The 22,120-nt window shown below is 72.3% G+C and carries 25 protein-coding genes; 10 read left to right on the forward strand and 15 right to left on the reverse strand.

Going from position 1 to position 22,120, the window contains the following annotated elements:
• Positions 1–3: 3 nt before the first annotated feature.
• Together ACCP09_RS18915 and ACCP09_RS18920 are read right to left on the reverse strand one after the other, a co-directional pair.
• Positions 4–1,506: a sugar ABC transporter ATP-binding protein gene (locus ACCP09_RS18915; RefSeq protein WP_400985275.1), complete on the reverse strand. Its 1,503-nt coding sequence runs from the start codon at positions 1,504–1,506 to the stop codon at positions 4–6.
• Positions 1,507–1,541: 35 nt separating this feature from the next.
• Positions 1,542–2,534, reverse strand: a complete 993-nt coding sequence (locus ACCP09_RS18920) for a substrate-binding domain-containing protein (protein WP_400985273.1) — start codon at positions 2,532–2,534, stop codon at positions 1,542–1,544.
• Between the two features lie 196 nt (positions 2,535–2,730).
• Here ACCP09_RS18920 and ACCP09_RS18925 point away from each other — a divergent pair, with 196 nt between their 5' ends.
• From ACCP09_RS18925 to ACCP09_RS18940, 4 genes are all read left to right on the forward strand, one after another.
• Complete coding sequence (locus ACCP09_RS18925) at positions 2,731–3,702, forward strand: helix-turn-helix transcriptional regulator (RefSeq protein ID WP_400985452.1); 972 nt, start codon at positions 2,731–2,733, stop codon at positions 3,700–3,702.
• 95 nt (positions 3,703–3,797) lie between these two features.
• Positions 3,798–4,124: a hypothetical protein gene (locus ACCP09_RS18930; protein WP_027931161.1), complete on the forward strand. Its 327-nt coding sequence runs from the start codon at positions 3,798–3,800 to the stop codon at positions 4,122–4,124.
• Positions 4,125–4,129: 5 nt separating this feature from the next.
• The gene (locus ACCP09_RS18935) at positions 4,130–5,134 is read left to right on the forward strand and encodes a hypothetical protein (protein WP_378335920.1); all 1,005 of its coding nucleotides are present in this window, start codon (positions 4,130–4,132) and stop codon (positions 5,132–5,134) included.
• A 175-nt stretch (positions 5,135–5,309) separates the two neighbouring features.
• Positions 5,310–5,633 carry a hypothetical protein gene (locus ACCP09_RS18940; RefSeq protein ID WP_123683002.1) on the forward strand — a complete coding sequence of 108 codons (324 nt, stop codon included), beginning with the start codon at positions 5,310–5,312 and terminating at the stop codon, positions 5,631–5,633.
• A 48-nt stretch (positions 5,634–5,681) separates the two neighbouring features.
• Here ACCP09_RS18940 and ACCP09_RS18945 read toward each other — a convergent pair whose 3' ends face one another.
• Positions 5,682–6,266: a TetR/AcrR family transcriptional regulator gene (locus ACCP09_RS18945; RefSeq protein ID WP_027931164.1), complete on the reverse strand. Its 585-nt coding sequence runs from the start codon at positions 6,264–6,266 to the stop codon at positions 5,682–5,684.
• Positions 6,267–6,355: 89 nt separating this feature from the next.
• Between ACCP09_RS18945 and ACCP09_RS18950 the strand changes: the two genes are divergently transcribed.
• Positions 6,356–7,558: a cytochrome P450 gene (locus ACCP09_RS18950; RefSeq protein WP_378363680.1), complete on the forward strand. Its 1,203-nt coding sequence runs from the start codon at positions 6,356–6,358 to the stop codon at positions 7,556–7,558.
• Between the two features lie 99 nt (positions 7,559–7,657).
• On the opposite strand, the gene ACCP09_RS18955 is transcribed toward ACCP09_RS18950, so the two are convergent.
• The 12 genes from ACCP09_RS18955 to ACCP09_RS19010 all read right to left on the reverse strand — a co-directional run bounded on the left by ACCP09_RS18955 (position 7,658) and on the right by ACCP09_RS19010 (position 16,751).
• Positions 7,658–8,452, reverse strand: coding sequence for an alpha/beta fold hydrolase (locus ACCP09_RS18955; protein WP_378363681.1), 795 nt, complete (start codon positions 8,450–8,452; stop codon positions 7,658–7,660).
• An 18-nt stretch (positions 8,453–8,470) separates the two neighbouring features.
• Positions 8,471–9,547 carry an LLM class flavin-dependent oxidoreductase gene (locus tag ACCP09_RS18960; RefSeq protein WP_378363682.1) on the reverse strand — a complete coding sequence of 359 codons (1,077 nt, stop codon included), beginning with the start codon at positions 9,545–9,547 and terminating at the stop codon, positions 8,471–8,473.
• Positions 9,547–10,053 carry an SRPBCC family protein gene (locus ACCP09_RS18965; RefSeq protein ID WP_017981612.1) on the reverse strand — a complete coding sequence of 169 codons (507 nt, stop codon included), beginning with the start codon at positions 10,051–10,053 and terminating at the stop codon, positions 9,547–9,549. Before ACCP09_RS18965 ends, ACCP09_RS18960 begins: the two co-directional genes overlap by 1 nt.
• A 57-nt stretch (positions 10,054–10,110) precedes the next feature.
• Entirely contained in the window at positions 10,111–10,611 is a 501-nt protein-coding gene (locus tag ACCP09_RS18970; RefSeq protein ID WP_378335915.1) for a winged helix-turn-helix transcriptional regulator, read from the reverse strand.
• A 27-nt stretch (positions 10,612–10,638) separates the two neighbouring features.
• Positions 10,639–10,878 carry an Atu4866 domain-containing protein gene (locus tag ACCP09_RS18975; protein ID WP_027931170.1) on the reverse strand — a complete coding sequence of 80 codons (240 nt, stop codon included), beginning with the start codon at positions 10,876–10,878 and terminating at the stop codon, positions 10,639–10,641.
• A 58-nt stretch (positions 10,879–10,936) separates the two neighbouring features.
• The gene (locus ACCP09_RS18980) at positions 10,937–11,278 is read right to left on the reverse strand and encodes a VOC family protein (RefSeq protein ID WP_378363683.1); all 342 of its coding nucleotides are present in this window, start codon (positions 11,276–11,278) and stop codon (positions 10,937–10,939) included.
• Positions 11,278–12,723 (reverse strand): GMC oxidoreductase, encoded by a 1,446-nt coding sequence (locus ACCP09_RS18985; protein WP_378363684.1) that lies wholly within the window; start codon positions 12,721–12,723, stop codon positions 11,278–11,280. The genes ACCP09_RS18980 and ACCP09_RS18985 overlap by 1 nt, the downstream gene beginning before the upstream one ends.
• On the reverse strand, positions 12,720–13,091 hold the full coding sequence (locus ACCP09_RS18990; RefSeq protein ID WP_378363685.1) for a C-glycoside deglycosidase beta subunit domain-containing protein: 372 nt from the start codon (positions 13,089–13,091) through the stop codon (positions 12,720–12,722). Before ACCP09_RS18990 ends, ACCP09_RS18985 begins: the two co-directional genes overlap by 4 nt.
• An 11-nt stretch (positions 13,092–13,102) precedes the next feature.
• On the reverse strand, positions 13,103–14,092 hold the full coding sequence (locus ACCP09_RS18995; protein WP_123683011.1) for a sugar phosphate isomerase/epimerase family protein: 990 nt from the start codon (positions 14,090–14,092) through the stop codon (positions 13,103–13,105).
• A gap of 79 nt (positions 14,093–14,171) precedes the next feature.
• Positions 14,172–14,837 (reverse strand): TetR/AcrR family transcriptional regulator, encoded by a 666-nt coding sequence (locus ACCP09_RS19000; protein ID WP_231960589.1) that lies wholly within the window; start codon positions 14,835–14,837, stop codon positions 14,172–14,174.
• Positions 14,838–14,881: 44 nt separating this feature from the next.
• Complete coding sequence (locus ACCP09_RS19005) at positions 14,882–15,361, reverse strand: flavin reductase family protein (protein ID WP_378363686.1); 480 nt, start codon at positions 15,359–15,361, stop codon at positions 14,882–14,884.
• Position 15,362: 1 nt separating this feature from the next.
• The gene (locus ACCP09_RS19010; RefSeq protein WP_378335911.1) at positions 15,363–16,751 is read right to left on the reverse strand and encodes an MFS transporter; all 1,389 of its coding nucleotides are present in this window, start codon (positions 16,749–16,751) and stop codon (positions 15,363–15,365) included.
• Positions 16,752–17,234: 483 nt separating this feature from the next.
• Here ACCP09_RS19010 and ACCP09_RS19015 point away from each other — a divergent pair, with 483 nt between their 5' ends.
• The 5 genes from ACCP09_RS19015 (at position 17,235) to ACCP09_RS19035 (ending at position 22,016) form a co-directional block, all read left to right on the forward strand.
• Entirely contained in the window at positions 17,235–18,596 is a 1,362-nt protein-coding gene (locus ACCP09_RS19015) for an MFS transporter (RefSeq protein WP_431907795.1), read from the forward strand.
• Positions 18,597–18,639: 43 nt separating this feature from the next.
• Positions 18,640–19,578: a sugar phosphate isomerase/epimerase family protein gene (locus tag ACCP09_RS19020; protein ID WP_027931178.1), complete on the forward strand. Its 939-nt coding sequence runs from the start codon at positions 18,640–18,642 to the stop codon at positions 19,576–19,578.
• Positions 19,575–20,519, forward strand: coding sequence for a sugar phosphate isomerase/epimerase family protein (locus ACCP09_RS19025; protein ID WP_037322563.1), 945 nt, complete (start codon positions 19,575–19,577; stop codon positions 20,517–20,519). The genes ACCP09_RS19020 and ACCP09_RS19025 overlap by 4 nt, the downstream gene beginning before the upstream one ends.
• 14 nt (positions 20,520–20,533) lie before the next feature.
• Positions 20,534–21,310, forward strand: coding sequence for a TIM barrel protein (locus ACCP09_RS19030; RefSeq protein ID WP_400985256.1), 777 nt, complete (start codon positions 20,534–20,536; stop codon positions 21,308–21,310).
• Positions 21,311–21,488: 178 nt separating this feature from the next.
• Complete coding sequence (locus tag ACCP09_RS19035; RefSeq protein ID WP_051362698.1) at positions 21,489–22,016, forward strand: hypothetical protein; 528 nt, start codon at positions 21,489–21,491, stop codon at positions 22,014–22,016.
• Positions 22,017–22,120: the final 104 nt, after the last annotated feature.

The raw sequence follows: 22,120 nt of genomic DNA on the forward strand, positions 1-22,120 counted from the left end.
TTCTCAGGCCGCCATCGCGGCGGAGAGCACGGAATCGGTGGTCAGGCCCGCGCCGGTCAGCTCGCCGGCGACGCGCCCGGCGCGCAGCGCGAGCACCCGGTCGCACACCAGGGGCAGCTCCTCGAGCTCGCCGGAGACGAACACGACGGCGGCCCCGGTGTCGGCAACCTCCCGCACCAGGCGGTAGATCTCGGCCTTGGCCTGCACGTCCACGCCGCGGGTCGGCTCGTCGAGCAGCAGGATGCGGCTGCCTGCGTGCAGCCAGCGGCCGATGACGGCCTTCTGCTGGTTGCCGCCGCTGAGGTTGACGATCGGGGTCTCCGGCTCCGCCGTGGCGATGGACAGCCGCTCGATGAGCCGCCGCGCCGCCCGCCGGACGCGCGCCGGCCGGATCGCCGGCCCGGACTTCACGGTGCCGAACTCCGACATCACGAGGTTCTCGTCGACGCCGAGCAGCGGGACGACGCCTTCGTCCTTGCGGTCCTCCGGGGTCATGCCGACGCCGAGGCGCTTCATCACCGCCGGGGTGGGCCGGGTGACGTCCCGGCCGTCGACGGCGATGGTGCCCGCCGCGGCCGGGGTGAACCCGGCGATGGCGCGCAGCACCTCGGTGCGGCCGGAGCCGAGCAGCCCGCCGAGCCCGAGGATCTCGCCGGGGTGCACGTCGAACGAGACGTCGAGGACCTTGGGCGGCACGGACAGGCCACGCACGGACAGCGCCGGCACGCCGGTGCGGTCGACCTCCCGCGCGGGCGGGCGTTGCGCGGCCGTCGCGGAGTCGCCGAGCATGAGCTGGACGATCCGGTCGGTGCCGGTGTCGGCGGTGTTCGCAGTGTCGACCGTGTCCACGACCCGGCCGTCGCGCATCACGGTCGCGCTGTGGGCGATGCGGCGGATCTCTTCGAGCCGGTGGCTGACGTAGAGCACGGCCACGCCCTCGTCGGCGATGCGGGTGACGGTGTCGAGCACGATGTCGACCTCGCCCGCGGCGAGCGCGCTGGTCGGCTCGTCGAGGATCAGCAGCCGGGGCTGTTCCCGCACCGCGCGGCAGATCTCCACGAGCTGCCGGTGCGCCAGCGACAGCTCGCCGACCGGCGCGGCCGGGTCGATGTCCAGCCCGAGCCTGCCGAACACCGCCCGCGCACCGGCGCGCATCGCGGCGTAGTCGACCGCTCCGCCGCGACGCGGCCAGCGGCCCAGGTAGAGGTTCTCCGCGACGCTGAGCTCGGCGACCAGGCTGAGTTCCTGGTGGACGGTGCTGACGCCGAGTTCGGCCGCGCGGCGCACGCCGCCGTCGCCGAGCCGTTCGCCCGCGACGGTGACGGTGCCCGCGTCCGCCCGCTCCACCCCGGACAGCACGCGGATGAGCGTCGATTTGCCCGCGCCGTTGCGGCCGAGCAGGGCGCGGATCTCGCCCTCGCGGATGGTCATGGCGGCGTCGGTGAGCGCCTGCACGCCGGGGTAGTGCTTGGTGACGCCGTCGACCTCGATGACGTTGGCAGCCACGGCTTCTCCTTCGCTCTGCGGTCTGGTGTGGACGGTCACGGAACACCGTCCGGGTGCGCGCTCAGCCAGGCGCGGCCGTCTTCGGGCGAGGCGTAGAGGTCGATCGGTGCGGGCACGACCGTGTACTCGGTCAGCTCGCCGCGGCGCACCTGGTCGGCGGCGCTCGCGGCGAGCTTGCCGACCGCGATGCCGGAGATGTCGACGACTCCCTTGAGGACGGTGTTCCCGGCCAGCGCCTGCGCCGCTTCGGTCGACATGTCGCTGCCGAACACGACGGTCTGGCCGACCTTGCCGCGGGCCTGCACGGCGCGAACCGCGCCCATGGTGGCGCCGCCCGCCTCGCCGTAGAAGGCGTCCACGTCCGGGTGCGCGGTGAGGATCCGCTCGGCCACGTCGACCGCGTCGTCGATCGTCGCGCCCTCCTGGTTCGCCACGATCGCCGCGGCCGGGAGCTTGGCCTTGAGCGCCTGCTCGAAGCCCAGCCTGCGCTGGACGCAGACCTCGACGAACTCGCAGTTGACGACGGCGATCTTCGGCGCGGTCTTGCCCGCGGCGAGGAAGTGGTCGGCGGCCTGGTCGCCGAGCAGGGCGCCGAAGCGAACCGGGTCGCCCAGCACGTACGCCGAGACGTACTTGCGGGCGCTCTCGTCGGCGATGCAGGTGTTGTAGCAGATGACCGGGATGCCGCTGGCGTGCGCGAGGCGGATGGCAGGCACCGACGCGGTCGCCGAGGCCGGGGACAGGATGAGCGCGTCCACCTTCGCGGCGCTCACCTGGTCGACGAACGTGCTCTCCTTCGACGCGTCGCCCTGCGCGTTGAGTTGCAGCAGCTGTGGCACGCGGCCGAGGGCCTCGGCCTCCTGCTGCATGCCGGCCCGCACGCCGGCGTAGTAGCCCTGCGCGTCCATGTAGACGACGCCGAACCGGCCGTTCTCGCCCACCTTGCCCGCGCAGGCGGTGACCAGGCCGAGCGCCGCCACGACGAGCAACGCCAGCCCGGCGCGGCCGAGACGCCTCGTTGCGCCCATGTCTCTCCTTCGTTGACCCGGGTTCCGGCTTGTCGCGGACCCGCTCGCTTGCGGGACGAGTCTCGCTTGTCCGACGGCGCGCGTCAAGATTAATTATTAATTAATGCTCTCGCGGTCGGTGCCCACTGCGCGGACCGGACGGGCCTCCGGGTGATGATGTCCCCGTTTCCGGGCGTCAGGAGGAACCGTGGTGGCGATGGTGCTGGCTGGGTTGGTGTCGGAGGCGGCCGCGGAGGCGTACGAACGCCTGCACGCCGCGGGCGAGATCCCGGCCGGAGCCGGGGCCGGCCGGTTCGACCTCGACGACCCCGCCGGCCGGGAGCTGCTCGACGCCGGCCTCGTCACGATGGCAGGCACGGGCGACCACCGGTATGTGCGCGTGGTGCATCCGGTGATCGCGCTGCGCCGGTTGATCGACCGGCAGCACCGGCACCTGGCGGCGCTGCAGGCGGGCCTGGCGGAGTCGTGGGAGCGGTTCGCCGACCTGGTCGCGCCGACGACCGGCCTGTCGCAGGACGCGCTCGACGGCGAGGACGTCCAGGCGGTCCGCGATCCGGCCGAGATGGCCCGGCTGGCGGCCGGGCTCTACCGCTCCCCGCGCCGCCTTCTCCGCGCCACCTTCAATGCCCGGTCCGGCCACAACCCGACCACCGAGGGCCTGCTCCTGCCGCCGCCGGACGCCATCGCCGCCGGGGTGGAGTTCCGGATGCTCTACGACACCGAGCACGCCTCGGACGATTGGGGCTCGCACAGCATCGAGCAGTCCGTCCGCGCCGGTGAGCAGGCCCGCATCCGGCGGTCGGTGCCGGTGAAGATGATGCACGTCGACGACCACGTCGCGCTGGTCACCATCGACCGCACAGGCGCCGACGGCGCGCTGCTGATCCGGTCCCCCGCTCTGCTCGGGCTCCTCGCCGAGTGGTTCGACGCGCTCTGGCACGCGCCGGACACCACGGCCATCGGCGAGGCGGCCCCGGTCGAGCTCACCCCCGCCCGCCACAAGGTTCTGCACCTGCTGGCGGCCGGCCTCACCGACGAGGCGATCGCCCGCCAGACCGGCACGGCGGTGCGCACGGTCCGCCGCCACGTCGGCGCGATCCTGGAGGTCCTGCAGGTCGACAGCCGGTTCGCCGCCGGAGTGGCCGCCGTCCGCCGCGGGTGGTTGTGACCGCAACCGGACATTGTCCGGAATGGACCTGTACGGCTGTCCCGTCCACGCGGCACACTCGCCCGGTCGCGGGGAGCGTGGGAGGGGAGGCCGGGTTGAGCAACGGCTACGAGGTCGACCTGAGCAGCCTGGAGGCGGCGGGCAAGGCGCTCACCGAGGCGGGCGGCTGGGCGCAGGACGTCGCGGGACGGGTGCACAAGTGCCGGGCGAACGTCCAGTTCACCGACGGGTCCACGTTGGACGATCTGTTGCGCGGTGACACCGAGAACCTGCCGCTGCGCAAACTCGAAGGGGTGATCGCGCGGATGACCGACCTCGTCGAGCGCCGCCAGGTGCACGTCAAGGACGAACTGGAGTACGCGGGGCAGGCGATGCTGAAGATCAAGGCGCTGTACGCCCGCGCCGACGGTCAGGACGGCTGACCGGCTTGGGCGCGTACGAGGAGTACCGGGAGCAGCTGTTCGCCGAGTTCCTGCGACTGGCCGGGGTCATCGAGGACTGTGCGAAGATCCTGCTCCAGCAGTCGCCGCCACCGGTGATCGAAGGAGTGGGCACCCAGACCGAGGAATACGTCCGGAACCTGTCGATCGACGCGGCGAAGAAGAAGGACGTGGTCTGGGAGGCCTACTCCCTGCTCGGCGAACTGCACGGCTACCAGGGCGGCGCGGCCGGGGCCGCCGACGAGGCGCGCCGGGAACTGGCCGCGGCGAACGTGACCGTCGACGACGTGGACGAGAAGTTCACCACCGCGACCGGCAACCTCGCCGAGTGGACCGGGTCGGCCGCCCGCGCGGTGACGAGCAGGCTCAACGACCTGAAGGCGTTCGTCGGGAACCAGTCCGCCTACGCGGCGTACCTGGACAAGGTGCTCGAGCAGTACGCACTGCTGGTGCGCACCGGTGAGGACAACGCCGAGAAGTTCGCGGCGAACATCACCAAGGCCCTCGCCGACGCGCAGAAGGACCGCACGACGGCGAAGGTCGAGTTCGCGCTGAACATGTTCTACGGCACCGCCGGGCTGATCTCCGCCGCCAAGTCCGGGGACGTGGTGAGCGGGGTCGAGAACGTGGCGAAGGTCGTCGGCGAGATCAAGCAGCTGACGAAGACCTGGGAGGAGACCGACCCGCAGCGCATCATGGCCCAGTTCCGGGCCGACGTGCGCGAGGCGCGGAACAACCTGGCCGAGGCGGGCGACCGGCTCGCCAACCACTTCACCGCGATGCTCGAGGACATGACCAAGGAGAACGGCAGGGTTTTCTTCAAGGACCCGAAACTCGGCCTGGACGTCACGAGCCCGAACTTCAAGCCGGCACAGTTCCGGCTCAAGGAGGCCGCGAACTGGGACGAGTTCGCGCGCGCCGTGGAGAAGCTGCCCAAGGACGCGCCGGCTCCCGCCCGGGGCCCGATCGCGCAGCGGCTGGAGACCGGATAGCCCGGCGCGGTGTGGTCGTCTTGGTTCCGGCGCCGGGGTAGCTGCTTCCTGCCGGCGACCGCCCGCGGTGAGTGCTTCTCCCAGTTCCGCGTCGCCGTGCCGTCCCGCCGGCGAGCCGGTTCGTGGCCCTGATCGCGACTGATCGCGAACTGATCGGGGCATTACACTGCCGCGGGTGCGGGCGATCATCGGCGGTCTCGTTCTCGTGGCGGCGCTGTGCGCAGGCTTGGCGGTGTGGGCGGCGACCTCGGAGGTCTCGGCGGCCGGGATCACCTGCGGCACCGCGCTGCACGAACCCGACCAGGACCCGGGTGCCGCCGCGAAGGGGACGTACGACCAGTACTTCCCCGGTGCACGTCCGGCGCTGAGCACGGTGTGCGACAGCGGCCGGACAGTGCGGCAGTTGACGGCGGTCGCGGGCGCAGCGGGCGCCCTCCTGTTCGGCGGCGCGGCGCTGGCGACGGGCATCCGCAGGCGGGGACCACGTAGCCAGCGTTAGACGGCGACAGTCCCACCGCGGCGGCTCCGGAGTCCGATGGCGAGTGGATCAGCGCCCCACCGAACCCGCCGCCACCAGGTGCGGCCAGATCTCCGCCGCGAGGCCCTCCGGCTTGCCGGGGCAGCCGCGGCGTAGCCAGTCCATCACGGTCCCCAGCAGGGCGCCCGCCAGCAGCGCCGCCGCCGGGTCGTGCGGGATTTCCGCCGGGTCGTCGGCGTGGGTAGGGGCTCCGGTGCCGGTCAGGTGCACGTGGATGGCGATCGCGAGGCGGTGGTGCAGGTGGTTGATCACCCGGGCACTGCCGGCGAGCAACGCGCCGTACAGCCGCGCGTGCTCCGCCACGTGCACGAAGATCCTGGCCAGCGCGTCGATCGGCGCGGGGTCCTCGTTCGGCAGCAGCACGTGCGCGGCGGCGACCAGCTCGTCGAACATGTCCGTGCACGCGGCCGCCGCGAGGTCGTGCACGTCGGTGTAGTGCTCGTAGAACGTGGAGCGGTTGACGTCCGCCCGCTTGGTCAGGTCGGAGACCGAGATCTGACCCAGGTCGCGCTCGGCGATCAGCTCCAGCAGCGCGGCCTCCAGCGCGGACCGTGACCGGCGGCTACGGCGATCGGGTACTTGCGGGGCGGACACCGGATCAGTCTAATGGTCTCCGACAGGTGTTGGAAAAACACCACATGTCGGAATGATTCGGGCGAAATTCACCCGTCGAGGAGTCGCTGATGACCACCGCGGAACCCCGGAGCTACCCGTTCAGCCTGCCGGAGCGGCTGGACGTGGAGCCGATGTTCGCGAACCTGCGCGCGAACGAGCCACTCACCCGGGTCCGGCTGCCGTACGGCGAACCGGGCTGGCTGGCCACCCGCTACGAGGACGTGAAGGTCGTGCTCGGCGACCCGCGGTTCAGCCGCGCCGCGAGCCTCCAGCACGACGAACCCCGCATGCGGCCGCAGCCTTCGCAGCCCGGCGGCATCCTCAGCATGGACCCGCCGGACCACAGCCGCCTGCGCCGGCTGGTCACGAAGGCCTTCACGGTGCGGCGGATCGAGCAGTTGCGGCCGCGGGTGCGGGAGATCGCCGACGGGCTCGTTGACGCGATGATCGACCAGGGGCCGCCCGCCGACCTGGTCGAGGCGTTCGCGCTGCCGGTGCCGGTGACCGTGATCTGCGAGCTGCTCGGCGTGCCCTACGAGGACCGCGTGGACTTCCGCCACTGGTCCGACGCGTTCCTGTCCACCACGAAGTTCACCCCCGAGGAGGTGGTGGACTGCACCGGCAGGATGCGCGCCTACCTGGAGGGCCTGATCGCCCAGCGCCGCGCCGAGCCGCGGGACGACCTCCTCAGCGGCCTGGTCGCCGCGCGGGACAACGAGGACCGGCTGTCCGAAGAGGAACTGGTGATGCTCGCGATGGCGTTGCTGGTCGCCGGGCACGAGACCACCGCGTCGCAGATCCCCAACTTCGTCTACACGCTGCTGACGCACCCCGACCAGCTGGCCGTGCTGCGCGCCGACCTGAGCCTGGTGCCGAAGGCGGTCGAGGAGCTGATGCGGTTCGTGCCGCTGGGGCTCGGCGCCGGCATCGCCCGGTACGCGACGGAGGACATCGAGCTGGGCGGGGTGCTGGTGCGCGCGGGCGAGGCCGTGCTGCCCGCGCTGGCGTCGGCGAACCGGGACGAACGGGTCTTCGCCGACCCCGACGAACTCGACCTGCGCCGCCAGGACACCTCGCACATCGGCTTCGGCCACGGCGTGCACCACTGCCTGGGCGCGCCCCTGGCCCGCATGGAACTGCAGGTCGCGCTCGACACGCTGCTCCGCAGGCTGCCCGGCCTGCGCTTCGCCGACGGCGAGGCCGGAATCGACTGGAAGGAGGGGCTGTCCACCCGAGGCCCCGAGCGGATGCTGCTGACCTGGGACCACTGACCGGGGCGCCCACCCAGGTGTCGGGCCGCCAACTCCGCTCCGGGCGCCCGGCAGGCCGAGCGGTCCGCCGCGGCGCTGGCGGGCAGGGGCCGTGGCTTCTCAGCCGGCGAGCTGCCCGGTGAACCAGCTCGTCAGCACCTCGTCGACCGCCTTCGCTGTCGGCAGCTGAGGCGCGGGCTCCAGCCCCGGTTCCTCCGCCAGCGGGTGCGCCAGCTCCGGCACGTCGACCAGCTCCGCGTCCGCCAGCCGGGCGACCAGCGCAGCGGCGTCCGCACGCAGGTCCGGGTGGTCCCGCTCGCCGCTCACCAGCAGCAGCGGCACCGGAGCCAGCTCCCCGGCCCGCGCGACATAGTCGAACGAGTCCGCCACCCGGTGCGCCTCCTCCGTCCACCGGTACGGGCGTCCGGCGAGGCCCTCGGTCAGCGGGACCACCGACCGCAACCGCACGGCGGGGTTCACCAGCGCCGCCGAGCGAATCGGAACCTGTTGCGCCGCAAGCACTTCGAGCGCCACCGCTCCACCGAGCGAGGCTCCGAGCACACTGACCGGGCCATCGTCGACCGGCAGTTGCTCGCGAAGTTCCTTCAGGGCGGCCGGGAGTTCCCCGGCCGCCTGGCGGACGAACGGCGCCAGAAACGCCAGCAGAACGTCCCGCCGGGCGAGCTCGATCGCCGCGTCCAGGCGGCCGTCCACCATCCGCGCGCCGCACATCGGCATGGCCAGGTGGACCCGCCACGCCGGCACCCCGAGCATCGGCAACGCGGCCGCGAACGCCGCGTCCGTTCGCGGCGCGTCCAGCATGTGCCAGGTCACGATCAACGGCGCGCGACCACCCCCGGCCGGCGGCAACGCCATGTACGGGACACCAGCGGCCGTGCCGCTCAAGGTTTCCATGTCCGTCCACGGTAGACGTCACGGCGCCGGCGGTGCACTCCCTTTCGCTGCGGGCGAAAGCTCCCGCACCAGCTCGATCGCCCTGGCGAGCGTCGCCAGACGGGCGTCCAGCGTGTCGCCCGCCGGGTACAGGCGCACGGTGTCCACACCGGCGTCCCGCCACACGCGCAGCCGCTCCCGCACCATCGGCTCGGTGCCGATCAGCGTCGTGCCGAGCACCATCTCGTCGGTCACCAGCGCGGCCGCGCCATCGCGATCCCCGGCCTGCCAACGATTCCGCACCTCGGCCGCGACGTCGGCCCAGCCCTGCCTGCTGTAGGCCCGGTTGTAGAAGTTCGTCGACGCCGAGCCCATCCCGCCGAGGCTGAACGCCAGCTCCTTCTTCCGCCCGGCCACCATCTCCCGCAGCGCGTCCTCGTCCGGCGCGAACGCCACCTCCGCGCCCTGGCACACGTCCAGATCCGCCCGGGTGCGGCCACTGCGCGCCAGCCCTTCGTCCAGGTGCGCGAAATACGCCTCCGCCGCGCCTTCCGGGACGAAACTCGTGCCGAGCCAGCCGTCCGCGATCTCGCCGGTCAGCCGCAGCATCGCCGGTGACAACGTCGCCAGGTAGACCGGGATCTCGTGCTCGGCGCGCATCGACAGCCGCATCGGCACCGCGTCCCCGCCGGGCAACGGGATCTGGAATTCGCTGCCGGAGTAGGAAATCTTGCCACCCGCGAGAACCCGCCGCACGATCTCGACGGTCTCCCGCATCCGCGCCAGCGGCCGCGCGAACGGCACCCCGTGCAGGCCCTCGATCACCTGCGGACCGGAGGCGCCCAGCCCGAGCAGGAACCGCCCACCGGACAGATTGGACAGTGTGATCGCGGTCTGCGCCACCGCGACCGGCGTGCGGGTGCCGAGCTGCATGATCCCCGAACCCAGCAGCATCCGCTCGGTGCGCGCCGCGAAGTACCCCAGTGCGGACGGCCCGTCGGAGCCCCACGCCTCGGCGACCCAGCAGACGTCGAGACCGAGTTTCTCGGCCTCCACCACGAAGTCCTTCACCTCGCCGAACCCGCTCGAGGCCTCGACGGTCGTCGCCGTGCGCATCAGGCTTCCGCGCGCTTCTTGAGGCACTCCAGCGTCGCGGTCATGTTGCGCTCGAACTCGCGCATCCGCACGAACACGATCTTCTGTTCCTTCTCCGGCATCCGGTCGATCGCCAGCGACAGCCCGGACCGCCCCGGGCCGAGCCGCATCCACTGCGACAGCTCCGTGCCGCCGTCGCGGGGTTCCACCCGGAACCGCCACGTCGCGCTGGGCTCGGCGGGATCCCCGACCGCCCAGGCGAACACCCGCCCCGGCTCGAACTCGACGATCTCCGACGTGGTGGCCCACTCCCCGAGCGCCTCGTGCTTGCTGCGGCCGACGAACCGGGCGCCCACGGCCGGACCGGTGGCGCCGTCGACCCATTCGACCGACTGCAGCTCGTCGCTCATCGCGGGCATCAGGCCGATGTCGGAGACCAGCGCCCAGACCCGCTCCGGCGGGGCGTCGACCCAGGTCCGCACCTCCACCGTCGGGGTGTCCGCGTAGCGCGCGCCCGTCCACTCCATCGCCGGCCGTCCTCCTCGTCGTCGCGGGGCCCGGCCACTACAGTTGCGTAATGAGACTCAGCTTGTCAAGAACCTGTCGCGGACGTCCGGCCTGCTTTTGAGCCGCTCCGGGAACCCGGGCCCGAGCCGCATCCGGGTGTCGTCCGCGCCCAGCGGCTCGCCGCACCGCGCGCAGACGACCTCGGCGTGGGTGTCGTGGCCGCACGTCTCGTGGTGGAAGGTGATCGGCGCGCCCTCCTCCCCGGCCAGCCAGCGGTCGCCCCACCTGGACAGCGCGGCGAGCACCCCGAAGAAGTCGCGCCCCTTCTCGGTGAGCAGGTACTCGTGGCGGCGGGGCTCGTCCTGGTAGGGCCGCCGCTCCAGCAGCCCCTCCTCGACGAGCCGCCGCAGCCGGTCGGTGAGCGTGTTGCGCGCGATGCCCAGCGACTGCTGGAAGTCGTCGAACCGGCGGACGCCGTAGAAGGCCTCGCGCAGCACCAGGGACGTCCACGCGTCGCCGAGCAGGTCCAGGGACCGGGCGATGGAGCACGGCCAGTTCGCGAACGACGTCCTCTTCATGCGGTCAGGGTAGCCCCGCCGCGCCGGTCAGCTCTCCCGGTAGAGGACGAGGTGCTCGTGGTAGAGCACGCCGTCGCGGACGTCGCCGGTCGCGGTGAAGCCGGTGTCGTCCACGTAGTCGATATGGTTGCCGGTCACGGTGTAGCTGCCGGTGTAGGCGCTCTTCCGGTTGCCGCGGGCCTCGTCGTAGCGGCCGTCGGGCAGCAGTTCCTGACGGATGTGGCCGTCGGCGGTGACCCACATGCCGACGAAGTCGTGGTTCTCCATGCCCCCAGGGTGCTCCCCGCGCAGGCGGGCAACGAGGGAGCACCGCACCCACCCGGGATCAGCCCGCCTTGCCACTGTGCAGCACGACCTCGGCGCCCTCGTCCGTCCACACCAGACACCGCAGCTCGTGCGGGCCGTCTTCGACCTCGCCGGTCTTCAGGCCCGCCGCCGCGGCCTCGGCTCGGGCGGCCGTCACATCGGCGACCCGCAGCAGCAGTGCGGGGTGCGACGTCACGCTGTCGGTCCCGGCCAGCGCCACCCGCGCCCCGGCCACGTCGAACTGCGCCCACCGGTCGCCGTCGACGAACGTCGGCTCCGCGCCCAGCAGCCGCGTCCACGTGGTGACGGCGCCGGCCAGGTCGGCGACCGGAACCACCGTCGCGATCTTCGACACGTCCATCAGATCTCCTCCGCGATGCGCCGGGCGCCGGCGACGGCCAGCGCCACCGAGGTCAGCGTCGGGTTGCAGGCGGTCGCCGTCGGGATGACGCCGTTGCCCGCCACGTGCAGCCCCTCGACCCCCCACACGCGCGAATCCCGGTCGCACACCGAGGTTCCGTCATCGGCCAGTCCCATCCGGACGGTGCCCTGGTAGTGCAGCGAGGCGCCGGCGGCGAGCGTGATCGGCTCGTCGTCCAGCGGTTCGCCCAGGGCCGAAGCGGCCCGGCGCACGGCGGCGCGGGCGGCGTCCAGCGCGGCTTCGTCCCGCGGCGTGAGCCCGTATTCGATGCGCATCGCGGGCATGCCGTAGCCGTCGCGTGCCGCGTCGTCGAACACGATCCGGTCCTCGGCCCGCACGTCCTTGGCGCAGAACCAGCCGAGCCCGACGATCGACCCGGGCGCCGGCACGTCGTCCGGCGCCAGCGGCACCGGGGACGCGTCGAGCTGCATCACCTGGCCGTGGAACGGCTCGGCGTCGGTGAACGGCACCCAGCTCACCCCGCTCTGCCGCACGATCCGCGACCGGCCCCGCGGATCGGTGTCCGCCGGCCCGACGTCGCGCAATCGCACCGCGAACACCACCTGCGGCTGGTCGTTGAGGTACCGGCCGAGCGCGGGCGGCCGCACCCCGGACGCCCACAGCAGTTGCGGCGTGCGCAGCGCGTCGGCCGCGACCACGACCCGCGCGGCGCGGACCTGGTGCTCGCCGCCGTCCCGCAGATCGCGCACCAGCACGCCCGCCACCCGGCCGTCCTCGACGAGCACACGCGTCACCAGCGCCTCGGGGAACAACGTGTGCCGCTGGTTGCGCCGGGTCGCCTCGCCGTACACGACGTCGGCCCCGGACCAGACCAGCGACCCGTCCGGCTCGCACCGCACGGCCAGCGGCATCGGCCGCACCCGCCGGTCCTCGCCGCGGCCGGGGTCGAACTCGGCCGAGAGCCGTTTGCGGACCTCCGCGGCGAACGGCGCGTCGTCGAAGGCGTGCGCGGACACCCCGAGCAGCCGTTCCGCCTCGCCGAGTAGATCGTCCAGGTCCGGCAGGAACCCGATCCGCTCGCTCTCACCCGGCCGTGGGCAGGCGGCCGTCCAGTGCGCACCCATCCCGCCGACGTTGCTGGACATGGCCGCGGCGGGCAGCGCGTCACCGCCGAGGAGGAACGTCCCCGGCCGTCCGCGCGGCGCACCGCCCGGGCCCTCCGACCGCCGCTGCGCCCGCTCCCGCGCAACCGGATCGGCGATGTTCTTGACGTGCCCGCCGGGCGGGTCGGCCAGCAGCGGCCCGGTCTCGAACGTGGCCAGCCGCAGGTCCGGGCGCTGCTCGGACAGGATCCGCGCGTACGCGGCGCCGCACGGTCCGCTCCCGACGATCGCCACGTCCACCGCGCCGGGGAAGTCCCTCACGCCGCCACCAGCCGCTTGCGGTCGCGCCCGCCGCCGGGCACCGGCATGTAGGAGATGCGCAGGCGCACGGACACTTCCACGTCGTGCTCTCCCGGCGCGAGCGGCTCACCGGTGTCGAAACCCAGCACCGCCCGCTCCCCCATCTCCCACCGGTCGCCGGTGATCCCGGGCAGCTCGGCGAAGGTGTAGGTGTTGCCGTGCACGGTGAACGTAGTGCGCTCGGGCGGCACCGAGACCCCGTCGAGCACCAGGTCGACGGCCTCCACCATGGACAGGAACAGCCCGCGGTAGTAGGGCATCCGCACCTCCACCTCGCCGCCGGACCGTTCGCGGGCACGCAGGCCGCACACGATGTACTGGTCGAACATCGGGGGTCTCCTCACTCGCCGAGCAGCCGCGCCAGCATCTCCTGCTGGCGGCGCACCTGCTCGACGCTGTCGACGGGGTGGGCGTCCTGGATGTGCCGGTTGCCCTCGTACTCGCTGGACAGGTAGCCGGTGAACCCGCCACCGGCGAGCACCGGCACGATCTCGTCGTAGGGGATGCTGTACTCGTACCCCTCGTCGGTCATCTCGTAGAACTTCGCCTGCACGTGCCCGATGAACGGCAGGTGCTCCAGCATGTCCTTGGGCTCGGTCCAGATGTAGTGGGTGGCCTGGCGCGCCAGCCCGAACTCGACCGGCCCGCCGCCGCGGTAGTTCACGATGTCCATCAGCGCGTGGGTGTCGCCGTGGTCGTCGTAGGTCCGCACGATGTAGTCGACCAGCGCGGGATCCGCGCCGTCGCGCAGCGCGCGTTCGCTGACCACGCGCGGGAAGCGCCGGACGTGCACGCCCATGTCCGGCATCAGCCCGAGCACGTGCGGCCCGGCGCGGTGCATCACTTCGAGGTGCTCGAGGATCCACGGGTGGGAGAAGTGGAAAGGCGCGTGCACTTCGAGCAGCAGCCGGACGCCCCGGTCCTCGGCGTACGGCGCGGCCGCGGCCATCACCTCGGGTGAGAAGTTGATGGTGGCCTTGACGATGCCGGCGCCGAGCCGGACGGCGATGTCGATGTCGCGGCGCACCGAGGCGACCTGCTCGTCGAGGGTGAGCCAGCGGTCCGGATGGAGTCTGGTGTCGAGGAAGGCGTTGGTGGCGACCGGGGTCGTGCCGTAGGCGGCCATCCAGCCGTGCCACCGCTCGGCGAACTCGTCGGTCACGACCGGGTAGCCGGGGATGGACTGCTCGGGGATGATCTCGATCCCCGTGGCGCCCATGGCCGCGGCGGCGGCGACGCAGTCCTCGACGGACATGGTGCGCAGGAAGTACTCCTCCTGGAAGGAATACAGGCTCACGCCGCGGCGCGGGCGGTCGGGTGGAGCGGTCACCGGTTCCTCCTGGTTCAGATTCAGAATGATGATTCTAGTTTTGCGGGCGCGGAAAAGCCAGCGCCATCCGCGGGATGTGCTAGCGCCGGCGCTTCCTGGGCGCCGGTTCCGGCTGCGTCAGGAACGCCACCACCATCCGCGCGAGGTCGGCCAGGATGTCCGACCACTCACCCTCGCCGGAGGCCTGCTGCGTGCTGCCCAGCGCGAGCCATCGGGCCAGCACGCTGTACACGACGGTGAAGCTCCACTCCAGCGCGCGGTGCGGATCGGGGTGGCCGATCTCGTCCTCGCGCTGGGCGAGCGCGGCGACGAACGCGTCCCGCAGCTCCGCGTGCGCCGCACCACCCAGCTCGGCGATCTGCGGGTCGGTGTTGGCCAGCAGCATGAACGGGCCGAGCACGGCAGCGTTGCGGCGCAACAGCTCCGCGGCCGTGCCGATGACCCGCTCGACCGCTTCGCCGAACGTCTCCCCCGACGGCGGCTCGGCGGCGAACGCGGCGCGCTGCTCCTCGGCGATCCGTTCCATTTCGCGGGCGTGCGCGGTGCGGATCAGGTCGTCCTTGCTGCTCACCCGGCCGTAGATCGACCCGGTGGACACGCCGGCGCGCTGCGCGACGTCGGCGAGGGTGAAGGAGTCCGAGCGGTGCTCGGCCAGCAAGGCGACCACCGCGTCCAGCGCCTTGTCGAACGACAGCCTGCTGCGTTCCTGCTTGGGCTCCCGGACCCGGGCGTTCACGCTCTCCACGGGCCGACCGTACGGCACGCCGGTCACCGCGGGCGACACCGGGATCACGCCGGCACCGCCGCCGCGGCGTAGCGGCCACGCAGGAACACCATCGGCTCGCCCGCCGCCGGGTCGACCTCCAGCACGCGCACCCGGCCCAGCACCAGCTCGTGGTCGCCGGCCGGCTGCACGGCCTCGATGTCGCAGCCGACCCGCAGGACCGTGCCGGACAGGCGCGGCCCGTACGGCGCCGGGCCGGGCAGGCCGTGCACGGCGAACCGGTCCGGCGCCTTGTGCACGAAGTCCCGGCACAGCTCCTCCTGCCCGGCCGCCAGCACGTTCGCGCAGAACCGCCCGGTCTCCCGGATCCGCGGCCACGACGTGCTGGCCCGGTCGGGCAGGAAACCCACGAGCGGCGGGTCCAGCGACACCGAGGTGAAGGTGCCGACCACCATCGCGATCCCGGCGCCGGCGGTGACCACGCAGACGCCGGTCGGGTAGTGGCCGAGCGCCCGCCGGAATTCGGCGCCGTCGGACGGGTTCACGTCAGTCCTCCTCCTTCGCGCGGGTGGCGCGGTCGATGTCCGCGGCCATCTGCTCGTGCTTGCCGTCGAGGTCCCAGAACAGCATCGTCAGCGCCTGCAACGCGATCAGCAGCAGCGGTGCGCCGTAGAACATCACGCGGATCGCGGTGAGCGCCGAGCCGGACGCCTCGCCGGGGGTGTACCCAGCGACGCCCAGCCCGTAGGCGACGGCGGCCGCGCCGACCGCCGAGCCGACCTTGGTGGCGAAGCTGATGCCCGACGAGAGCAGCCCCTCGTTGCGCGTGCCGAACCGCCACTGCTGGTACTCGACCGTGTCCGCGACCATGGTGAACATCGAGACCATCGACAGGTTGATCGCCAGCGTGCCGATGATGTAGCAGGTGAGGAACGCCGGGAAGTTGCTTTCGAGCGGCATCATCGCCGCCCAGAACACGAACCCGACGGCCAGCGCCTGGACGTTGCCGCGCCGCTTGCCGAAGCGCCGGTAGTAGGCCGGGGCGACGAACCCGCCGACGATCATCGCGCCGGACACCAGCGGCAGCAGGACCGAGATCGCCCACGGCGCGTGCAGCACCGCGAGTGCGAAGTAGACGGTCACCGCGAGCACCATGCCCAGGCGCACGAAGTTGAGCACGCCGTAGACGAACGTGATCTTCCAGACCTTGTTGCCCCACAACGTCCGCAGCGCCGCGCCGGGGCGGAGCGCGTCGGTCTCCGGGGGCAGGGCGTAGCGCTCCTTGCAGGTCAGGAAGGTGAACACGAAGAACCCGACGGACAGCACGCTGAAGATGAGAGTGGCGATCGTCCAGCCGCGTTGCTCGTTCCCGCCGCCGAGCAGGGCCACGAACGGCGTGGTGCCCGCGGTGACGATGATCGACCCGACCGAGCTGCCGATCGCGCGCAGCCCGCCCATCTGCATGCGTTCCTGCGAGTCCCGCGTCATCATCGGCAGCAGCGAGCTGTACGGGACGTTGACCAGCGAGAACAGCAGGCCGAGCGTCAGGTAGGTGAGGAAGGCGTAGATCAGCTTCCCGGTGTCGCCGATGTCCGGAACGGTGAAGGTGAGCACGCCGAGCACACCGAACGGGATCGACGCGAAGATCAGGTACGGCCGCGCCTTGCCCCAGCGCGAGCGCGTGCGGTCGACCAGCACGCCGATCGCCGGGTCGATGATCGCGTCCAGCAGGCGGGCGACGAGGAACAGGGTGCCGAGCGCGGCGACCGGCACCACGGCCACGTCCGTGTAGTAGTAGAGCAGGAAGCCGCCGACCAGGTTCCAGGAGAGGTTCGAGGCGAGGTCGCCCGCTCCGTAGCCGAGCTTCTCCCGCCATCCGAGCCGGACCGCGTGTCCGGGCGTCACCCGCGGGGTGACGTCGCTGGTGATGTCCACAGTGCCGCTCCTTTGCGCACACGGCGCCGTCGTGGCGCCGGGGAAGACCCTGACCACGATGCGGCACGTCACCAGGATAAAGGAAATTCATAGTTCGGATTCTGCTTATCCACGGAAGCGATGCCGCGGGCTTGACCTGCGGAAATGCTGCGCCGAGCCCGCCGGACCGCGGTGCGGGTGGTGCATAATCCGCGGCGACGGTGGGGTGCGCCCGCGAGCCGCCCGTCGGGGAGCCGACCCCTCCCCGCGCCCGGTCGCCGCCGTCGCTCCCAGGGAGTCGTCCGTGTGTCTCGCCCAGCCCCGGGCGCTGTTCGCCCACCTCACCCGGCCGCCGCCGCACCTCGCGGAGGGCGCCCGTTCACCCACCTCACCGCACCCGGCCACCCGAGGACGCCGCCGCGCCCCACCCCCACAACGGGCACCCGCCACCCGTGGGCGCGACCACCCCACACCTCAACGCATCCAGCCATCCCAGGGAGTCCCGTGCCCCTCGCTCCACCCCGCACCAGGCGTCGCGCGTTGTTCGGCTGCCTCGTGCTCGTCACGGCGCTCGGTGCGCTCGACCAGACGATCGTCGCGACCGCGCTGCCCGCCATCGTCGCCGAACTGGGCGCGCCCTCGCGCGTCTCGTGGGTCGTCACCGCGTACGCGCTGGCCCTGACCGCCGCGATGCCTGCCGCAGGCGCGCTCGGCGACCGGTTCGGCCACCGGCGGGTGCTGGCCCTGTCGGTCGCGGTGTTCGTGGCCGCGTCCGCCGCCTGCGGGTTCGCCGGTGACGTCGGGTTCCTGGCCGCCGCGCGGCTGGCGCAGGGCCTCGGCGGCGCCGGCCTGCTGGTGCTGCCGCAGGCCGTGGTGGCCGGCGCCGTGCCCGCCCGCGAGCGCGCCGCGTTCCTCGGGCCGCTCGGCGCGGTGTACGCGATCGCCACGGTCGCCGGTCCCCTGCTCGGCGGCTGGCTCACCGACGTCACGTCCTGGCGCTGGGTCTTCTGGCTCAACCTGCCGCTCGGGGCCGCGGCGGCCGTGCTCGTCCGGACTGCCGTCCCGGCCGGCCGCGGGCACGCCGGGCGCACGCGGTTCGACACGCTCGGCGCGGTCCTGCTCGCCACGGTGGCCACCGGACTCGTCCTGGTCTCCACCGCGGCCGCCGAAACCGGCTGGAACGCCGCCACGACAACGGGAGCGGCGCTCACCGCGGTCGCCGGCGCGGTCGCTCTCGGCTGGGAGCGACGCGCCGCGAACCCGGTCCTCCCGGTGGCGCTGTTGCGCGACCGCACGGTGCGGTTGTGCTGCCTGCTGGCGCTGGCCGGCGGGATCGGCCTGTTCGGCGTGCTGGCCTACGTGCCCACGTGGGTGCAGGAGGTGTACCGCACCTCGGCGACCACGTCGGGGCTCCTGTTGCTGCCGGTCACCGCCGGGATCGTCGCCGGGGTCAACGCCTCCGGGTTCGCGGTCCGCCGGTGGGGCGCGTGGCGCCCGTTCCCCGTCGCGGGGTGCGCCTTGTCCGGCGGCGCGGCCGCGGCACTGGCGTGGACCGGCGCGGCGCCCCTGCCCGTCGTCGCGGCCCTGCTCGCGCTGCTGGGCCTCGGCACCGGGCTGTTCATGCAGATCGTCGTCGTGGTGGCGCAGGACGCGGGCGGCCCGCGGGTGGTCGGTGCCGTCACGGCGGGACTGGCGTTCGTGCGGGAGACCGGGGTGACCGTCGGCGCCGCCGTGCTCGGCGCCCTCGTCGCCAGGGCGGCCAGCGGGTCGTACGCACCGGTCTTCACGACCACCGCGGCGTGTTTCGCAACCGGGCTGCTGTGCGCCCTCGGCCTGCCGCGCCGATTACTAGAATCAAAATCCTAATTATGTTTCAATGACAGTCCCGACCTTCTGGAGTTGATCGACGATGACCGCGCTCCGCTGGAGCTACATGGACCACTGGCGGGCCGACAGCCCGCGCGGGCCCGTGACGCAGTACACCGCCCGCCGCCACATGGACGACTTCGTCAAGCAGATCAGCGCGGTCGGGTTCGAGGGCCTGGACATGTTCGACTTCCAGGTCTTCGCGCTGACCGGCATGTTCGGCTCGGTCGCGAACTACCAGGACTACCTGCGCGACCACGGCATCGACAAGATCGTGAACCTGTTCCGCGGCATCATGTACGACCCGCGCCTGGCCGATCCGCACGTGCGCGGGACGCACGACGAGATCGTCGAGAGCACGCGCCGGATGCTGGGGATGTGGCAGGCGCTGGAGATCGAGAACCTCATCGTGATGCCGGCGAGCCTCTACACCGCCGCCGCGCCGGTCACCGACGACAAGATCAAGGCCGCGGCGGAGTGCTGGAGCCGGGTCGGCGAGATGACGCTGACCGAGTTCGGCGTGCGGACGACCGCGCACCACGAGTTCTTCTGCGCGATCCGCACCGAGTCCGACATCCGCAAGTTCTACGACTGGTCGGATCCGCGGTACGTGAGCTTCTTCTGCGACACCGCACAGCACTGCATCGCCGGGCTCGACCCGGTCGCGTTGTTCCTGGACCTGCACGAGCGCTGCTCCGGGTTCCACTTCAAGGACACCCGCCAGGTCGACACCACGGAGGCGTACCGGCACAGCCCGGACGCCGAGCTGATGGCGCCGCAGACCGACCGCTGGTTCCACGAGATGGGCACCGAGGGCGGGCTGGTCGACTTCCCGCGGCTGATGCGGGCGATCCGGGACACCGGCTACACCGGCTGGATCACTGTCGAGCACGACAAGGCCAACATCGGTGGCGACTACGCCGAGGCCACCGCCCTGTCCATGTGGTACGCCCGCAACGTCCTCTCGGAGATCTGCGCATGACCGTCCGCCTCGGCTACGCCATCAACCAGTGGAAACCCAACTTCGACGACTTCACCCGCCCCGAACAGCACCGCCGTGCGCTCAAGGTGATCGCCGCGTGCGGCTTCACCGGTGTCGAACTGCGGGCGGGCACCGGCCGGTGGGATCCGCTGGGCCGCCCGTCCTCCATCGCGGCGACCTACGGTTCCACCACCGCCTTCCTCGGCCTGGTGCGGGAAATCGGCGTCCAGGTGTGCTCGTACTACGTCGATCCCGGTGAGCCGGTCGACGAGGAGCTCAGCCGCGGCCGGTCCATCCTGGACCCCGGTCAGCACGCCGCGATCGTGGAGTCGCTGCGGCCGTTCACGGAGTTCCTCGCCGAGGCCGGCGCCGGCAGGCTCGTGGTGCGGGCTCTGCCCGGGCACGGCGCGCTGACCGACGGTCGTCTCGGCGACGCGGCCGACGGGTGGAACGCGGTCGGCGCGATGGCGGCGGAGTCCGGCGTCCGGGTGTCGCTGCACGTGGACTGCCTGTCCGCGGCCGCGGACGAGAAGGTCCTGGCGGAGCTGCTGGACGGCACCGACCCCGAACTGGTGGGCCTGACCGTGGACACCGCCGAGCTCACCGTCGCCGGCCTCGACCCGGTGCGCGTGCTGTCCGGGCACCTCGACCGCGTGGACCACCTGCACCTCAAGGACACCCGCTACGTCGACGAGGCCGGTGAACGGCTGGCGCCGCACGCGGAGGCGAGCATGCTCGCCGAAGGCGGCGCGCGGGAGATCGACCGCTGGTTCTACGAATGCGGCACGCGCGGCGGGCTGGTCGACTTCCCCGCCGTCGCCGCCCAGCTGCGCGACTGGTCCGGCTGGGCGGTGTTCGAGAGCGAGCAGACGCCCAACCCGGCGCGCAGCGCCATGCTGAACGGCTGGTACGCCCGCCGCCTGTTCGACCCCAACCGCTGATCGAGGGAGATCCCGTGTCACTGCCCCTGTCCGTCAACGTCGAACTGCTGTTCCGGGAAACCGGCGACGACACCGGCGACCGCATCCGCGCCGCCGCCGACCACGGCTTCGGCGTGGTGGAGATCTGGTCGCACAGCGACAAGGACCTCGACCGCGTCGAGAAAGCGCTCTCCGACACCGGCTCGACGCTGCACACGATGCTCGTCGAGGGACGGCTCACCCTCGCCGACCCCGCGACGCACGAGGCGTTCGTCGGGCACGTCCGCGCCGCCGCGGAGGTGGCGAACCGCCTTGGCTGCACCCGGATCGTGACCGGTTCCGGGGTCGGCCTGCCCTACCGGAAGCGGGCCGTGCAGCACGGCATCGTCGTCGAGGCGCTGAAGGCGGGCGCGGACGTCGCGGCCGAGCACGGCGTGACGATCGTGCTGGAGAACCTGAACACCCGCGTCGACCACCCGGGCACCCTGTTCGACACCACGGCCGAGTGCGTCGCCGCGGTGCGCGCGGTCGGCTCGCCCGGGCTCGCCCTCCTCTACGACGCCTACCACTCGCTGCAGATGGGCGAGACGCCCGCACGGGAACTGGACGGCGCGATCGACGTCGTGTCGCACGTGCAGATCGCGGACCTGCCGGACCGCGGCGAGCCGGGCAGCGGCACCGTCGACTGGGCCGCGCAGCTGCGGGAGCTGCGGCAGCTGGGCTACGCGGGACCGTTCGGGCTGGAGTACGTGCCGACGACCGGTTCGGCGGACTCGCTGCGGGCGATCACGGAGATCGCCGCCGCGCTCTGACGTGGTGCGGCCGGACGGCCGTTGCGCCATCCGGCCGCACCACTTGCGCCGCCTGCGCCACCCGTGCTGGTCCACAAAGGACCGGCTTCGGGGCACGGTATCGTTCGCCTCCCCCCAACCGGAGTTCGAGCGGAGAAGTCCCATTTCCAGGTATGACAGAACCGGCCGCGGGCCGGGCGTGCGCACGGTGCTCGGTGTCGCGGCGGGAGTCGCGCTGGTCTTCGGCCTGACGGCGTGCGGCGACGGCGGCCAGGCGCAGCTCGTCCCGCCGTCGCCGGCCACGCCCTCACTGGAGGCGGAGGTGGCCGCCACGACGCCGGCCGCCGCCACCGCGGCCTGGGTGGCCGCGGTGCTGGAGAACCGGTACGACGCGGCGTGTGAGCTGATGGTCGACGAGAGCACGGAACCGCCGCAGCGGGTGAGCCCGGAGATGTGCACCCAGGCCGGTTCGACGCTCGACGGCCTGCGCGAGGCGTGGCGGAAGGACGTCGTGACCCTGCCGGCGCAGGTCACGGTCGCCGACATCACGCCGCAGGGTCAGACGGCGCTGGTGCCGGACACGGACGTGCTCGTGAACGGGCACTCGCTGCGGGACCTGCAGCTCATCGGCGCCACCGGTGGCGAGTCGTTCCAGCTCAACCTCGCGTTGCGGCAGCTGGGCACGGCCTGGTTCGTCAGCGACGTGAACATGAGCTTCGGCGGCTGACGGAGCCAGACCAATCGCGAGTTCCACCCGTGCGGCGTCCACCCTGCTGCCCATGCCCCACGGCCAGGCCGATGCCGTGACGGCTGACCGGCCGGTGGTGGGGG

The sequence above is a fragment of the Amycolatopsis sp. 3B14 genome (assembly GCF_050958625.1).
Classification (GTDB): domain Bacteria; phylum Actinomycetota; class Actinomycetes; order Mycobacteriales; family Pseudonocardiaceae; genus Amycolatopsis_E; species Amycolatopsis_E thermoflava.